At 65.1% G+C, this 15,330-nt stretch carries 13 protein-coding genes; 7 read left to right on the top strand and 6 right to left on the bottom strand.

What is annotated here, in order from left to right; genetic code table 11:
* Nucleotide 1: 1 nt before the first annotated feature.
* The 3 genes from AB8841_RS28690 to AB8841_RS28680 form a co-directional block, all read right to left on the bottom strand.
* Entirely contained in the window at nucleotides 2-1,009 is a 1,008-nt protein-coding gene (locus AB8841_RS28690; RefSeq protein WP_370439141.1) for an NAD-dependent epimerase/dehydratase family protein, read from the bottom strand.
* Between the two features lie 102 nt (nucleotides 1,010-1,111).
* Entirely contained in the window at nucleotides 1,112-2,014 is a 903-nt protein-coding gene (locus tag AB8841_RS28685; RefSeq protein ID WP_370439140.1) for an MBL fold metallo-hydrolase, read from the bottom strand.
* Nucleotides 2,015-2,110: 96 nt separating this feature from the next.
* Complete coding sequence (locus tag AB8841_RS28680) at nucleotides 2,111-4,630, bottom strand: ABC transporter ATP-binding protein (protein WP_370439139.1); 2,520 nt, start codon at nucleotides 4,628-4,630, stop codon at nucleotides 2,111-2,113.
* A 198-nt stretch (nucleotides 4,631-4,828) separates the two neighbouring features.
* On the opposite strand from AB8841_RS28680, the gene AB8841_RS28675 reads away from it, so the two are divergent.
* The 3 genes from AB8841_RS28675 to AB8841_RS28665 all read left to right on the top strand — a co-directional run bounded on the left by AB8841_RS28675 (nucleotide 4,829) and on the right by AB8841_RS28665 (nucleotide 6,850).
* Nucleotides 4,829-5,383: a tetratricopeptide repeat protein gene (locus tag AB8841_RS28675; RefSeq protein WP_370439138.1), complete on the top strand. Its 555-nt coding sequence runs from the start codon at nucleotides 4,829-4,831 to the stop codon at nucleotides 5,381-5,383.
* A 262-nt stretch (nucleotides 5,384-5,645) separates the two neighbouring features.
* Nucleotides 5,646-6,281, top strand: coding sequence for a cytochrome b (locus tag AB8841_RS28670; RefSeq protein WP_370439137.1), 636 nt, complete (start codon nucleotides 5,646-5,648; stop codon nucleotides 6,279-6,281).
* Between the two features lie 71 nt (nucleotides 6,282-6,352).
* Entirely contained in the window at nucleotides 6,353-6,850 is a 498-nt protein-coding gene (locus AB8841_RS28665) for an MmcB family DNA repair protein (RefSeq protein ID WP_370439136.1), read from the top strand.
* A gap of 9 nt (nucleotides 6,851-6,859) precedes the next feature.
* Here the strand turns inward: AB8841_RS28665 and AB8841_RS28660 are convergent, their stop codons facing one another.
* Nucleotides 6,860-7,417 carry an ActR/PrrA/RegA family redox response regulator transcription factor gene (locus tag AB8841_RS28660; protein ID WP_370439135.1) on the bottom strand — a complete coding sequence of 186 codons (558 nt, stop codon included), beginning with the start codon at nucleotides 7,415-7,417 and terminating at the stop codon, nucleotides 6,860-6,862.
* Nucleotides 7,418-7,476: 59 nt separating this feature from the next.
* Nucleotides 7,477-8,856: an ActS/PrrB/RegB family redox-sensitive histidine kinase gene (locus AB8841_RS28655; protein WP_370439134.1), complete on the bottom strand. Its 1,380-nt coding sequence runs from the start codon at nucleotides 8,854-8,856 to the stop codon at nucleotides 7,477-7,479.
* A gap of 233 nt (nucleotides 8,857-9,089) precedes the next feature.
* On the opposite strand from AB8841_RS28655, the gene AB8841_RS28650 reads away from it, so the two are divergent.
* The 4 genes from AB8841_RS28650 to AB8841_RS28635 all read left to right on the top strand — a co-directional run bounded on the left by AB8841_RS28650 (nucleotide 9,090) and on the right by AB8841_RS28635 (nucleotide 13,682).
* Nucleotides 9,090-10,319: a polyhydroxyalkanoate depolymerase gene (locus AB8841_RS28650; RefSeq protein ID WP_370439133.1), complete on the top strand. Its 1,230-nt coding sequence runs from the start codon at nucleotides 9,090-9,092 to the stop codon at nucleotides 10,317-10,319.
* A 109-nt stretch (nucleotides 10,320-10,428) separates the two neighbouring features.
* Nucleotides 10,429-11,172 (top strand): M48 family metallopeptidase, encoded by a 744-nt coding sequence (locus AB8841_RS28645; protein WP_370439132.1) that lies wholly within the window; start codon nucleotides 10,429-10,431, stop codon nucleotides 11,170-11,172.
* 90 nt (nucleotides 11,173-11,262) lie between these two features.
* The gene (locus AB8841_RS28640) at nucleotides 11,263-11,739 is read left to right on the top strand and encodes a hypothetical protein (protein ID WP_370439131.1); all 477 of its coding nucleotides are present in this window, start codon (nucleotides 11,263-11,265) and stop codon (nucleotides 11,737-11,739) included.
* Nucleotides 11,740-11,768: 29 nt separating this feature from the next.
* Nucleotides 11,769-13,682 (top strand): potassium transporter Kup, encoded by a 1,914-nt coding sequence (locus tag AB8841_RS28635; protein ID WP_370439130.1) that lies wholly within the window; start codon nucleotides 11,769-11,771, stop codon nucleotides 13,680-13,682.
* Nucleotides 13,683-13,716: 34 nt separating this feature from the next.
* Here the strand turns inward: AB8841_RS28635 and AB8841_RS28630 are convergent, their stop codons facing one another.
* Nucleotides 13,717-15,303 (bottom strand): DUF4153 domain-containing protein, encoded by a 1,587-nt coding sequence (locus AB8841_RS28630; protein ID WP_370439129.1) that lies wholly within the window; start codon nucleotides 15,301-15,303, stop codon nucleotides 13,717-13,719.
* Between the last annotated feature and the right edge of the window lie 27 nt (nucleotides 15,304-15,330).

Raw genomic sequence — 15,330 nt, 5'->3', positions numbered from 1 at the left:
CTTACGCCCCGTGATACTCGCGATACCACCGGACGAAGCGGCCGACGCCATCCGCGAGCGAGGTCGAGGGGGCGAAGCCTACGTCCCGGCGCAGGTCCGTCACGTCGGCGCGGGTCTCCAGAACGTCGCCGGGCGGCAGGGGCACGTCCACGCGGTTCGCCTTCCGGCCCAGGGCATCCTCGATCAGGGCGATCAGATCGTTCACCTCTTCCGGATTGTCATTGCCGATGTTGTAGACCCGGTGGGGTGCCGCGCTCGTGGCCGGGTCCGGATGCTCCGCATCCCAGGCCGGATTGGCCGCGGGCGCCCTGTCGACCAGCCGCACGATGCCTTCCACGATGTCGTTCACATCGGTGAAGTCCCGCCGGACCCTGCCGGCATTGGCCACCTGGATCTCGCGGCCCTCGGCGATCGCATGGGTGAATTTGTACACGGCCATGTCGGGCCTGCCCCAGGGTCCGTAGACGGTGAAGAAGCGAAGACCGGTCGCGGGCAGCCCGAAGAGAGAGGCATAGGAATGCGCCATCATCTCGTTGGCCTTCTTGGTGGCGGCATAGAGGCTGATCGGATGCTCGGTGCTCTCATGCTCGGAGAAGGGCAGCGTGCGATTCGCGCCGTAGACCGAACTCGACGAGGCATAGACCAGGTGCCCGACGCCCGCATGGCGGCAGGCTTCCAGCATGTTCATGAAGCCGACGAGATTGGACGAGGCATAGGGCATGGGATCGACGAAACGCACGCCAGGCTGGGCGGCGAGATGGATCACGCGCTCGAAGCGATGGCGCCGGAAGAGGTCGCGCACGGCCTGGGGATCGGAAAGATCGACCCTTTCGCCCGAAAAGAGACCATGGGGGGTGAGCCGGGCGAAGCGGGCTTCCTTGAGGGCGACATCGTAATAGGGGGTGAAGCAATCGACGCCCACCACCTGATGCCCCTGCGCCATCAGGCGTTCGGCCACGTGATAGCCGATGAAACCGGCCGCTCCGGTCACGAGGATGGGTGTCGACATGCCAAATCCGTCCGATGCTCGCTCTCTTCGTGAGCGCATCGTTGGGAGCGGACCCCAAGGGCCACGAAAGTGAAACCCGGATCCCCTTGTCCGCACGATGCGCTAGACGGCGGGCACCTTAGCGGCCTCGGGCCAATCCGCAACCGCTTCCCTATCGGAAGCGTCCAGGATCACCGATTGCCGCTCGCGGGCCACGAAGGCACTCGGCATCACCGCCTGCATCTCGGCCTCCATGGCGCGGATGAAGGCGTCGTCGTGGCCGGGATAGAGGTGGAAGATGGCGATGGCTTTCACGCCCGCGGCCTTGGCGAGCTCCACGCCCTTCTCCCAGGTGGAGTGTCCCCAGCCCCGGCATCGCGGATATTCGGCTTCGGAGAACATGCCGTCATAGATCATGAGATCCGTGTCGCGCACGAACTCGACGAGGGATTGATCCGGCCACGCTTCGGTGTGCTCCACGTCGCTGATGTAGCAGACGCTGCGGCCACCGTGACGGAAGCGGTAGCCCGTCGCCCCGCCGGGATGGTTCAGGGAATGGGTCTCGACGACGGCGCCGTCGTCGAAGGTCAGGGTTTCCCCGGCCTTGAAGCCCACATGCTCGAACCGGGCCGGAAACTGGCTCAGGCGCACCGGAAAGAGCGGAGGCGAGAACAGCTTGTCGAGGGATTCCATGGCGCTGTCGCCATCGAGATTGCCGCAATAGGTGCGCACCAGCCGCTCCTTGGTGAGAGCGGGCTTGAAGAAGGGCAGGCCGCCTACGTGATCGAGATGCAGATGGCTGAAGAGAATGTCGATGGTGTCGGGCACGTCCTCGCCGAGCGCGCTGCCCAAAGCCGAGATGCCGGTTCCCGCATCGACGATGAAGAGGCGCTCGCCGCAGCGGATTTCGACGCAGGCCGTGTGGCCGCCGAATTCCATGAACTGAGGGCCGGAGGCGCAGGTGGAGCCGCGGGTGCCCCAAAAGCGGACCTGAAGCGCGTCAGAGGATGCAACTCGGCTTACCATTCGTGAATCATGCCCGGTCGAAAATCCTGTTTCTGTGCGATGCCGCACATGACAATGAGATGACCTCAGGAAATTCCGGATAGCAAGTGCAGGCTTTCATGCACTGAGCGCTTCCGGTTGTCGCGTGCGGGGCGCCACGACAGGCTCGCCCCGCTCGAAATGGATAACGGCGTCGAAGGGCGGATGATCCATGGCCGGGGACACGGAGGGCGTCACGATGATCAGCCCGCGCCCGACCATGGACCGGCGAAGGGCTGTCACAAGACGGTCGGCGGCGGGCCCCGTCAGGCCGTCGAGCGCCCGCTGCACGACGAGGATGCTGGGCCGGCGCACGAGGCAGCGCACCAGATCGATGGCGGCGATGTCGGTCAGATTCAGGTCGTCGCCCTGAACGTCGATCGGAAGGTCGAGACCGATGCGCGACACTTCGCCGTCGAGGCCCCGCTCGGTGAGAACCCGGCGAATGACGCCCTGCACGGCCTCGGCCGCCCCGGCCTGATCGGCGGCGATGCGCCCGAAGAGCAGATTGTCCTGGACGCTCGCCGCAGAGCAGAAGCTCGACCTCTCGTAGAATTCGATGGATGGCTTCAGGCTGACCGGCAGCATGCGGGCGAAATCGCCGCGCGCCGTCAGGATGCGGGCTTCGAGCGTCTCGTCGACGAGGCCCAGGCGGTGGCGGCTTTCGTTGTAGCGCAGCGCAAGGCCGATCAGGCGTTCCTGATCGCGCCCGGGACGCCTCTGGCCGCTCTGCCGTTCCACGAGATCCTGGAAATAGGGGCGGTCGGACGCGGAGAAGAACGAGAAGCGCTCGAAGAGCGGATGCCCGTCCGGAACGTCGGCGAAGATCTCCACCATGCTCGACGCGATGGAGAGACCGATCTGGCTCAGGGCCTTCGTGAGGTCGTTCGCCTCGAGAATCGCGCGGACGTAAGGATGGGCCGAGAGCCGGCCCTGGCGGAACGTGTCGCCCACGGGCTTTCCGAACAAAAGGTTCTCGCCGACCGTGGCGTAGCGGTTGTAGCGCGCGGCATCGAAGGGGTCGACGAAGCGGTCGAGGTCTTCGTCTCTCAAGGCCTCCTGCACGAACCGCCGTGCCTCCACGATCGCGGCGGCGATCGCGGTCTCCCGCTTGGGATCGAGGGTTCCGGACAGGCCGCGCGCATGGGTGAGCCGGTCGAGCCCCGTGACCGCGATGGCGTCCGAGAGACGATGCTCGAGTTCCTCCGCGGGCGCCCGGCAGCCATAGAGAAGGTTCTCCCGCAGGCTGCCTTCGATGAGCACGGTGTCTCCCGCGAACGCGATGCGCTGGCTGCGCTCGAAGGGGTTGGCCTCGATCAGGTCCACGCCGCCGAGGGTGATGCGACCGACGGACGGGTGTATCTGGCCGCTCATGAGGGCGGCGAGAAGCCGCGGCCCGGAATCGCCGTCGCCCACGAGGGCGACATGAGACGGAAAGGCAAGGTTCAGATTGACCGAAGTGATCCGGGCGCCGCTGGCTGGATCGTAGGCCGAAACGCCCTGCGCCACGAGCGCACCGCTCCCGGGCAGCGAGGCCTTGCCCTTCCTGACGTCGCGCGGCCTCAAGGCGGAAAGGCTCTGCCCGACATCGGTCAGCAGGGCGCGGGCCCGCGCCGCCATGCGCTGCCATTGCACGATCTCGCGCACCCCATAGGCCGCGAGCGCGGAGGCGAGCGCGCAGGCCGCCACGGTGCCGGCGCTCAGCGGACGCGTCTGCGCGAACCAGGCCCCGAGCGCCAGCACCGCGATGGGGGCGAGCATCAGAACGACGGCCGAGGTGGAATCGACGAGGGCGAGACGGTATTCGCGCCGAATCACGGGACGATGGCCTTCGCCGAGAAGCCTGCGCACTCGGTCCCGCTCGTAATAGCCCGTGCCGTGGGCGCGCATGGCCGGAATGCGGTTTTCGAGGTCGGCGAGGATCCTTTCGGCGACTTCGCCCTCCCGGTTGCGCGCATAGGTGGCGTCGAAGCGCAGGAGCGCCCGCCGCGCGCTCAGGACGGCGCCGACCGCAAGAACCGTCGCAAGAATGGCGCCGAGGGCCCAATCCATGACGAACACATAGGCGCAGGAGAGCCCGATCATGCCCCCGAGCTTGACCGGGACGAACAGGCTGAGGCCCAGCACGGAGTTCTCGCGGGCCAGCCCGTGGGCGGCCAGCGCGGTCGCCGTCGAAAGATCGTCCTGCGCGGAGGGCGGGGCCTTGAGGATGGCTTCGAGCGCCTGCGCGCGCAGCGCCGCCAGAGCCCGTGAGCCGATGCTCACGCCGATCCAGTCGAGCGGAATCAGCAGAAGCGCGATGAGGAGGGGAACGAGAAGGATACCACCGATGGAGGCGAGCGTGAGGGTCTCGGGATCGAGCGCGAAACCCGGAAACAGGACGAGCGGCTCCGGCCAGAGGCGGGCCGCGGACGGGAGAACGATCCGCAGCAGGGTAGCCGGAGCGGCGCCGTCTCCCGACACGGCCCGCTCCACGACGGCGCGGATCAGTTCGAGGCCGACCAGCAGCAGGAGGCCGGACAGGGCCAGAAGCGCAAAACCCAGCACATGACGAAGCGGAGAGGTTTTCCACGCCAGGCGCAGCGGATCGCGCTCCATGACATCTCCTTGGTGATTGGTCGCGCGGACCGAAGGACACTCGGGCCGAACGGCGCTTGGATCGAAGGCGTGGAGGAAACTAGCGAAGGCTCGCCGCTCCGACCAGTCCAAACTCCGCCTTTCGCCCCTCGTCGCTTCGGTTTTCGCCTCTATGTCCCCCTCCAGATGCATCTCTAGCGAAGGGGATCGGACTCCGTTATGTCGTCGTCCCTGCCGGTCGATCCGGTTTTCCATCTCGTCCTCGAGGCTCCGGGGCGAGCGCCGTCGCCTGCCTTGCCGAGCCGCCTGACGAGGCTCTTTACGGCGCTTGCCCAGGCGGATCCGGACCATCCGGTGGAGGAGATCGAAGACCAGATCTGGATGCTGTGGAGCTCTCACGAGGACCGCGTGGCGGAGGAGACGCTGGCGGCGGCGGTGGAGGCCATCGCGTCGGGCGAGCTTCACAAGGCCAAGCCTCTGCTCGACCATCTCGTGGCCACGCACCCCGATTGGGCCGAGGCCTGGAACAAGCGCGCGACGGTCGCCTATATCGAGAAGCGCGACGCGGACAGTCTGCTCGACATTGCGCAGACGCTGCGGCTGGAGCCCCGCCATTTCGGGGCCATTTCGGGCTTCGGCAACGTCTGCCTGCGCCACGGCCATCTGAACGAGGCCCGCGCGGCCTTCCAGATCGCGCTCACCTTCAATCCCCACATGGAGGAGTTGCGGGATATGCTGGAGAATCTTTCCCCGCACAACCTGATGCTCCATTGAGGTGGCAGGCGAGGGCTCCGCCGCGGCGCTTTCAACGGAACACCCTTTCACGTTGCTCGCGTCAGAGCATCGAACGCAAAAGTGGGGACCGGTTTTGCGTGGAAAGATGCGGGGATCAAAGCGTTAGAGCATCGAACGCAAAAGTGGGGGCCGGTTTTGCGTGCAAAGATGCTCAAGATCAAAATATTGCAGCATCGGACATAAGTCCGATGTCACATCCGATGCTGCCGGATGCAAGAATCCGCCGGCCCCGGGAGCCCGCATGGCACTTCAATCCGATCGCGGCCTCGTCGCTGCCACCCGAATCGCCGCAGGTGACGACAGGACTTACTACGACGGTTTCGCCATCACCCTGCACTGGCTGACGGCCGTGCTGGTGATCGCGCAGTTCGCCCTGGCCGAATTGTGGGGATTTGCGCCACGGCAGACGCGACACCTGATGATCGTCACGCACATGTCGCTCGGCATCATTCTCACTGTGGTGCTGATCGTGCGCGTTGCATGGCGATTGATGCCGGGGCATCAGGTTCGCGCGGCGGAGGTGGGCTGGGTCGAGCGGGCCTCGAAGGCGGTCCATTACCTGCTTTACGGCCTCCTGGCGGCCGAGGCCGTTCTGGGTTTCGTGCTGCGCTGGTCGGGCAACGAGGCCATGAGCTTTTTCGGTCTCCTGATCCCGCCGCCTTTCGCGCCCTTCTCCCGCGAGGCTCACCATCTCGTCAACGAGCTCCACGAGTGGATCGGCTGGACCATCGTCATCGTGGCCGCGGGCCATGCGTTGGCGGCGCTCTTCCATCACTACGTTCTGCGCGACGACGTCCTCTGGCGCATGATGCCGGGGTATCGCGCCCGATACGAGGAGGCGCGTGCGCCAGCGCCGGACCACGCGGCTCCGCGATAGGAAATCGGCCAACTTCCCATGCGCGACAACGGTGCCGTTGCAGGCCCGGGAGGAGCGGTTACTCTGCCCCCATGTCCGAATCGTCCGCCCTGATCTCCTCCAGCATCGTCCTTCCCGCCGACGGGCGGCAATCGCCGGTCGCCGCCGGCGTTCAGCGCGGCGTGCGCCGGCTCTTCGCCGAACTCGGCCACGCAACCCTGCCGGAATTCACTCTCGCCAACGGACGGCGGGCCGACCTCATCGCGCTTGCGCCCGACGGCATGCTCACGATCATCGAGATCAAGTCGAGCGTCGCGGATTTCCGCTCCGACCGGAAATGGCCCGATTACGAGGATTTCTGCGACCGGTTCTATTTCGCCGTGCCGGAGACGGTGCCCTTCGATATCCTGCCCGAGGATCGCGGCCTGATCGTCGCCGACAGCTTCGGAGCGGCGGTGCTGCGGGAGGCCGTGCGCCATCCGCTCGCCGGCGCGCGCCGCAAGGCGGTGACCCTGCGCTTCGCCCATGCGGCTGCGTCAGCCCTGCATGCGCTGGCCGATCCGGACAGGATCGCGGACGGACGTCTTTAGAGAGGGGACTCAGCGCGGCGCGCGCTTGGCGAGGATGCGTTGCAGCGTTCGGCGATGCATGTTGAGGCGGCGTGCGGTTTCCGAGACGTTGCGGCCGCAGAGTTCATAGACCCGTTGAATATGCTCCCAGCGCACCCGGTCCGCCGACATGGGGTTTTCCGGCGGCAGCGCGCGCTCTCCCGGCTGGGCCATCAGGGCCGCATGGATCTCGTCCGCGTCGGCGGGCTTGGCGAGATAGTCGAACGCGCCCATCTTCACGGCCGTGACGGCGGTGGCGATGTTGCCGTATCCGGTGAGAATCACGCCGCGGGCATCGGGGCGACGGTTCTTCAGCCGCTCGATGACGTCGAGCCCGTTCCCGTCGCTCAGCCGCATGTCGATCACCGCGAAGGCCGGGGGATCGCTGTCGATCGCCGCAATGCCGTCGGCCACGCTCTCGGCAACGCGTACCTGATAGCCGCGGCCCTCCATGGCGCGGGCGAGACGGGTCGAGAAGGGCCGGTCGTCATCCACGATCAAGAGGCTCTTGTCGGCACGGTCCTCGAACGCAACGGGCGCGTCGGCCATCAGAACATCTCCTTGCATAACGGAACAATTCCTTCTTGAAACAGGCCGGGAGGCCTGCCCTAGATGTGGGAATTCTTCCCCTGTTCTTTGAGAGACCCCTTGGATTCTCCCTGCGGCGAAATTGCCGCACCCTGTTCAAACGCATGACGGGGCCAAACGATCCGTGCGACGGCTCCCGTCGCAGGCGGAGCCGCGTTGGTCAGGATCAGTTCCGCCCCTGAGCGCTCGATCAGCGTCTTGGCGATGAAGAGGCCCAAGCCCAGTCCGCCGCCCTCGTCGTTGTCGGCCTCGGTCCGCTCCGCCGCGCTGCGGGTCGTGACATAGGGCTCGCCCACCCGCAGCAGGATATCGGGCGCATAGCCCGGCCCGTCATCGCGGATCTCGATGAAAACCTCGTGAGGGGTCCAGCGCGCGTCGATGGTGACCTGGCTTTCCGCGAAGTCCGTCGCGTTATCGAGGATATTGGACAGGCCATAGACGACCCCGGGATTGCGCCGGCCCAGGGGCTCATGGCCGTCGCCATGGGCCGAGACACGCACATCGAAACCCACGGCCCGCTGCGGCTCGACGATCTCCTCGACGAGTTGGCTGAGCGACACGGTTTCCAGGAAGCCTTCTTCGTCCTCCTCTCCCATGGAGGTGAGCTTGGTCAGAATCGAGCGGCAGCGGTCCACCTGTTCCTGGAGGAGCCGCAGATCCTCCGCGACGGGGCCCTGCTTGGGCAGCGCATGGCCGAGCTCCTTGGACACGAGGGCGATGGTGGCGAGCGGCGTTCCAAGCTCATGGGCGGCGGCGGCGGCAAGGCCGTCGAGCTGCGAGAGATGCTGCTCGCGGGCGAGAACGAGTTCCGTGGCCGCGAGCGCCTGGCCGAGCTGGCGCGCCTCCTCGGCGACGCGCCAGGCATAGATCCCGGTAAAGACCGTGCCCAGAAGGATCGCGGTCCAAATCCCCGAGACGTAAAGGAACGGGAGGCTGAAATTCTGCCCGCGGTACCAGGGCAGAGGCTTGTGGGTGAGCACCAGAAAAGTCGCGCAGCCGACGGCCAGCAGACCGAGCGCGAGGGTCCGCTCGGGGGTTAGGGCCGTCGCCGAAATCAGCACCGGCGCCAGGAACAGCATCGCGAAGGGATTTTCCAGCCCGCCCGTGAGATAGAGCAGAGCCGCCAGCTGCAGGATGTCGAAACCGAGCAGGGCCGTGGCCGCATTGTCGCTGAGCCGGTGGCTCGCGGGATACTGGATGCGCAGCAGCAGATTGGTCCAGACGGAGGCCGCGATGATGAGGAAGCACAGCTCGAAGGGGAGTGGAAATCCAAGGCCGAACCGCACCGACGCAACCGCCGCCGACTGCCCCGTCACCGCAAGCCAGCGCAGCCTGACCAGCGTATCGAGGCGCAATTGGCGGGGCGAGGGCTTCGGACTTTTGGACGCGATGGTTGCCATGAACCAACAGAATAGGGCCTTTAAGACGTTCGCCAAGCAACAAGATAAAGGCCAGGAATCCTAAGGTGGGACTGAATCGATGATTCGGAAGGGGTAAAACCCCCTTGAATTCGATTAATTCGATAATGACGTTGCAATAATCGGGAGGAACTTTAATCTTTAAGTTACGGTTGAGGATAAAGCCTACCCCGTCGCGCGGGAGAAATCGGGCGCCCAGCCTTTTGGGGATGTAAATGAATTTATCTTATTACTGGTACGATACGGCGCATTGGCTCCTGACCCCCGCCCGCGCAGCTTCGGATATTACAAAGCTCTTTTTCGACAATCCGGTCAATCCGTTCAACAACACGCCCTATGGGCGCACCGTTTCCGCCGCCTGCGAGCTCTTCGAGCGCACCACCCGCCGCTACGCCAAGCCGGACTTCGGACTGGGCGTCACCAGCCTCGGCAACCAGCAGGTGCCCGTCGTCGAGGAGGTCGTGTGGGAGCGCCCCTTCTGCCGGGTGATCTCCTTCCGGCGCGATCATGCGATCGCCGAGACTCAGCCCAAGCTCCTGATCGTCGCGCCGATGTCGGGTCATTACGCGACGCTTCTGCGCGGCACCGTGGAGACCTTTCTTCCCACCCATCGGGTGATGATCACGGACTGGGCGGATGCCAGCTTGGTGCCTCTCGCCGACGGCCGCTTCGATCTCGACGACTACATCGATTATCTCAAGGCGATGTTCCGGCAGCTCGGCCCGGACCTGCACGTGATGGCCGTGTGTCAGCCGGCGGTCCCGGTAGTGGCCGCGGTGGCCCGCCTCGAGGCGGAGAACGACCCGGCCATTCCGCGCTCCATGATCCTCATGGGCGGCCCGATCGACACCCGCCGCTCGCCCACGGCCGTGAACCGGCTGGCCGAGGAGCGCGGCATCGAGTGGTTCGAACAGCATTGCATCGCGAAGGTGCCGCCGTCCCATCCCGGCTTCTGGCGCGACGTGTATCCGGGCTTCCTGCAATTGTCCGGCTTCATGGCCATGAATATCGACCGGCATCTCACGGCCCATTGGGAGATGTTCAATCACCTCGTGGAGGGCGATGGCGATTCGGCCGAGAAGCACCGCGACTTCTACGACGAATATCTCGCCGTCATGGATCTCACGGCCGAGTTCTACCTGCAGACGGTCGACAAGGTCTTTGTCCGGCACGAGCTGCCCAAGGGCGAGATGATGCACCGGGACGAGCCGGTCGATCTCACGGCCATCCGCCGCTGCGCCATCATGGCCATCGAAGGCGAGCGGGACGACATTTCGGGCGTCGGCCAGACCTTGGCCGCGCTCGACTTGACCCCCAACCTTCCCGCAGACAAGAAACTCTATCATCTTCAGGCCGGGGTCGGTCATTATGGCGTCTTCAACGGTTCTCGGTTCAGGGCTCAAATCGCTCCTCGAATCGTTGAATTCATTGAGAATCAGGGCTGAGAACCAGCTCGACCGGCCGCGTCAAGAGCCCGGATCCGTTCTCGATACGTTCTTAGGAGCGGCAAACGGCTGCGCTGACAGAATCGACGTGAGCGGGCAGATTGCGGACATGAAATCCGCTCTGTTCCGCCGCGTTCCTGCGGACCCGCCACATCTCAAGGTTTGCTACGAGGGCCAGTCGTTCAAGGTGGCCCTGAAACGTCGTCCGACCGCGAAACGAATCACGCTGCGCGTCTCCCACGCGACCGGCGAGGTCGTGCTCACCATTCCCGAGCGCACCGATGTGGGCCTCGCCCAGAAATTCGCCGATAGTCATGGGGCATGGATCGCAAGCCGCCTCGCCAAGGTGCCCGACCGGGTGCTGTTCGAGCCGGGCGCGCTCGTGCCCCTACGCGGTGTGCCCCACCGCATCGTCCACTGGTCCTCGATTCGGGGGCTGACCCAGGCGGCCCGCGACAGCGCGGGCGAGCCGATCATCGCCGTCACGGGCGAGGCCACCCATGTGGCCCGCCGCGTGCGAGACTTCCTGGAAGCCGAGGCCAAGCGCGACTTCGCGCTCGCGGTGAAGAAGCACACGGCTCAGCTCGGGCAGCCCGCCAAGCGGATCACCGTGCGCGACACCAAGAGCCGCTGGGGCTCCTGCTCGGCCAACGGGGCGCTCAACTTCTCCTGGCGCCTCATCATGGCGCCGCCCTTCGTGCTGGATTATCTCGCGGCCCACGAGGTCGCCCACCTGCGCGAGCTCAACCATTCCCAGCGCTTCTGGAAGATCACCTATCAGCTCTGCCCGCGCACCGACGAGGCGGAGGCCTGGCTCAAGACCTACGGCAGCGCCCTGCACCGCATCGGGTGAGGGCGGTAGTCCGTCCGCGCCCTGATTTTGACACCGCTTCCTGGTAGAAGGAAAACTAGGTCAGGCGCGGGCCTGAAGATCCGGACACCCTTGATGTGGTCCAAGCGGGATCGGGAGCGTGAACTTCGCGCACTCCTGGCGGCGATCGAAGCGGCGGACAAGCCGCGGGGGAGCCTTGTGGCAAAGATCCTGCGGGAGGCCTGCCCCCGGCTTCAATCGAGCGCTCATTCCAGCGAAGTCGCCGACCGGCTGTTCGCCGCGCATGCCTGGCTCGATCTGGGCGTGTGGCTCGTCGGCTGGGAACTGCCGGACTGGAGCCTGCATCGGCTGTCATGCGACGATCGGCGGTGGAGTTGCATGATCACCCTTCGGGGCCTGGCCCTCAACTGGGTCGAGGACGTGGTCGAATACCAGCACGACAACCTGATCCTTGCACTCTTCGGCGCTCTGGTCGAGGCCCAGCGGCTGAGGGTCAACGAGCCGGCATCGAGCAATGTCGTATCCTTCAGGACGACGAGGACGAATGGCCATATGCCCGGCGGCTCCAGGAGCCGGTCGGATGAGTGACGCGATGCCCGCCGCAGACGGACAGGGCCATGCCAGCAATCCGCGAAGGCCGGACGGCTGAACTCGAAGCCTCCTCGACCGTTCCCCACCGCCCGGGCCTCTGGAGCCTGACACTGGGCACGCTCGGCGTAGTCTATGGCGATATCGGCACGAGCCCGCTTTATGCGCTCAAGGAGTCCCTCTCCGCGGCGGCCGGAGGCGGCACCGTCACCCGCCCGATGGTGTTCGGGATCGTTTCCCTGATCCTGTGGGCGCTGATCGTCATCGTCACGGTCAAGTACGTGCTGTTCATCCTGCGGGCCGACAACAACGGCGAGGGCGGAACGCTCACCCTCATGGCGCTGGCCCAGAAGGTGATGGGGCACAACGTCTTCGTCATCACCCTGCTGGGCATGATCGGGGCCGCGCTGTTCTACGGCGATGCCATCATCACGCCAGCGATCTCGGTGCTCTCGGCCGTCGAGGGACTGACCGTCGCCTCGTCCGGTTTCTCGCGCTACGTCCTGCCCCTGAGCCTCGCCATCCTGGTCGGCCTTTTTTCCATTCAGAGCCGAGGCACGGCCCGTGTCGCCGCTTGGTTCGGACCGATCACCGGGATCTGGTTTCTGCTGATGGCCCTAGGCGGGGCCGTCCATATCGTCGACGATCCTAGCATCATGGCGGCGCTCAGCCCGACCTACGGCATCGCCTTCCTGGCCACCCACGGGACAGTCGGTCTTTTGGCTCTCGGCGCCGTGTTCCTTGCGGTCACGGGGGCGGAGGCGCTTTACGCCGATATGGGTCATTTCGGGCGCAAACCCATCCAGACCGCCTGGCTCGGTCTCGTCCTGCCATGCCTCGCGATCAACTATACCGGGCAAGGGGCCCTGCTGCTCGCCCATCCGGACACGATCGAGAACCCCTTCTTCCTGCTCTATCCGGATTGGGCGCTGCTCCCGATGGTCGTCATGGCGACGGTCGCCACGGTCATCGCCAGCCAAGCCGTGATTACCGGAGCCTTCTCCATGACCCAGCAGGCGATCCAGCTGGGGTTGCTGCCGCGCATGGAAATCCGCTGGACCTCCGAAACCGAGAAGGGACAGATCTACGTGCCGAGGATGAACGTCCTGCTTCTGATCGCGGTCGTGTTCCTGGTCATCCTGTTCAAGAGTTCCAGTGCCCTGGCCCATGCCTATGGACTGGCCGTCACGGGCACGATGGTGGTGACCGCCATCATGGCTTTCGTGGTCGTCTGGAAATACTGGAAGTGGCCGCTCTGGCTGGCGATTGCCGTGATCGCGCCGTTCCTGATCGTCGACATGATCTTTCTCGTCGCGAACGCCCTCAAGATCCCACAGGGAGGCTGGATGCCGCTCCTCGTGGGTGCCGCCCTGATCACGCTCATGCTCACCTGGCGCCGGGGCACGCGCCTCCTGATCGAGAAGACCCGCAAGGCGGATGTGCCGCTCCTCGAGCTCATCGCGATGCTGCAGAAAAGCCAGCCTTATCGCGTGAAGGGCACGGCCGTGTTCATGACGGGCGATCCGACGACCGCTCCATCGGCGCTCCTGCACAACCTCAAGCACAACAAGATCCTGCACGAGCAGAACGTGATCCTGACCGTGCGGACCGAGGATGCGCCCCGGATCTCCGACGGGGAGAGGGCCCGAATCGAGCCTCTCGGGGACTCGTTCTGGCGCGCGACGATGAGCTTCGGCTACATGGAGACGCCGAACATTCCGCGCGGCCTCGCCCTCCTGCGCAAGACGGGCCTGAAGTTCGACATCATGACGACGTCGTTCTTCGTCTCGCGCCGCTCGATCCGGCCCGCGCTCCACAGCGACATGCCGCGCTGGCAGGACAAATTGTTCATCACCCTCGCCAAGTCCGCGAGCGACGCCACCAAGTTCTTTCAGATCCCCACCGACCGCGTAGTGGAGGTGGGAACCCAGGTGACCGTGTAAAGGGGCCACACTGGCCTTGGCCTTCCGGGGCCGATCAATGGAGAATGACGGTGCCCCTCAGATGGCGGATGGCATCTCCCGTGGGTTCGGCCGTTCTTTGAAAGCGGGACAGAACGAAATCGCCCTCTCTGCCCTTGACGCTGTGCAGGGTCGAATCAAGATCCGCCAGAGCTCTGCCGTCCATCGTCAAGAGAGGCGAGAGATCGAACCGGCTCGTCCAGGTGTCGCCTTCAAGGGTCAGGAATTGGCCCTCGAGGGTGAGCGTCACGCTTGTCGAAAAGCTCCTGATCGTGTGCGACCTTTGTTGATCGAAGTCGACGGCGAAATCGTTGAGAATCGTGACCGTTCCGGCCCGGATGATGGCGGGCTGGGTGAAGTCGAAGGTCTCAGGTCCCGTAAGGGCTGAGACGTCGGAGGAGGGTTTGGCGGAGGAGTCCAACGCGTCGGCATCGGTCTGCGGCGCCTGTGTCCGCGCCGACTGACTATAGAACGTCACCTTCTCGGCGCTCAGGGGCCCAATCACCGCGACGAGTGTGAGGATGCCGCCCGTGAGCGGGACGAGGCGGATGTCGAAAGGCCGCCGAACGAGAACGGACGCCAGGAGGAAGCCCGCGCCGATGATCACCAGGATCAGCCAATAGCGTTCTTCCGTGATGCCGTAGGCGCTGACGCGAATGCCGATCGCGAGCGTCAGCAGGGCCAGAGGAACCAGCGTGCTCGCCAGCCACGAGGCTCGAAACAGGGACCGCACCCGTGCCAGCGGTGCGTGCGGCCCCGAGGCGAGGAGATAGGTTCCGTACCCGAGCACGAGATAGAGCGGCACGATCGTGCCGATCTGCCCTTTCGGCATTTCGCCGGTGACCGCGATGCGCAGGGCGTAAAGATGAAGGACGCCGCCGAAAATCGACGTCAGAGGAACCAGCAGAGCATCGGTCAGAACGGCAATGATGCGCAGCAGGAGATTGTCGTGATCCGGCCTGATCGGTTCCGCAGCGATGGGCGCCACGAGCGTCAGCCAGAGCAGAGGGAAGGCGAAGAAGATGACAATGGTCCCCAACGCCGTCCCGAGCTTCTCGATGGGCCATCCCGGCAAGGTATCGCCCAGCAAGGTGTCGATGGTGAAGTACAGGATTGCCCCGCCGGCGAGAACGACTCCCAAAGCGATAAGCCCGATGGCGAGACTGGCGATGAGATGGGCATTGGCGAACCAGAAGCCGCTCACGCCGCGCCGCGCGGCGATGCCCGCCGCGACCGACATGAAACACAGGCATGCAAAGAGGAGGGACGGGGCCGTATCGTCTTCGAGCTTGACCCAGTACAGGAACGAGAAGCCGATCAGGAATCCTGTGCCCTCGGCGAGAAACCGGACCCGGACGCTCTGCCCGGATGCCGCAAAAGCCGCGATCACGGCCGTGAAGAACGACAGGACTAATGCGAATAGCACGTCCATGACGTCGTCCGGCTTCCAGGGGCTGGTCTCTATCCGTTGATCCCCGGAAATCGAAATCAGGCTGAGAAGACCGACTGTCGCGAGACTCGCGGCCAGGATGGCGAACGGGAAGCGGTGGACAGCCAATGCGAGACCGGGGTGCAACCGACCGGACGGGGGAACGAGGGACATAGGCGAAGCTCATATCGATACGACAAT

Source organism: Microvirga sp. TS319, from assembly GCF_041276405.1.
Classification (GTDB): Bacteria; Pseudomonadota; Alphaproteobacteria; order Rhizobiales; family Beijerinckiaceae; genus Microvirga.
Note: the sequence above shows the minus strand (reverse complement) of the source record. Positions and strands in the feature narration are given on the sequence as shown.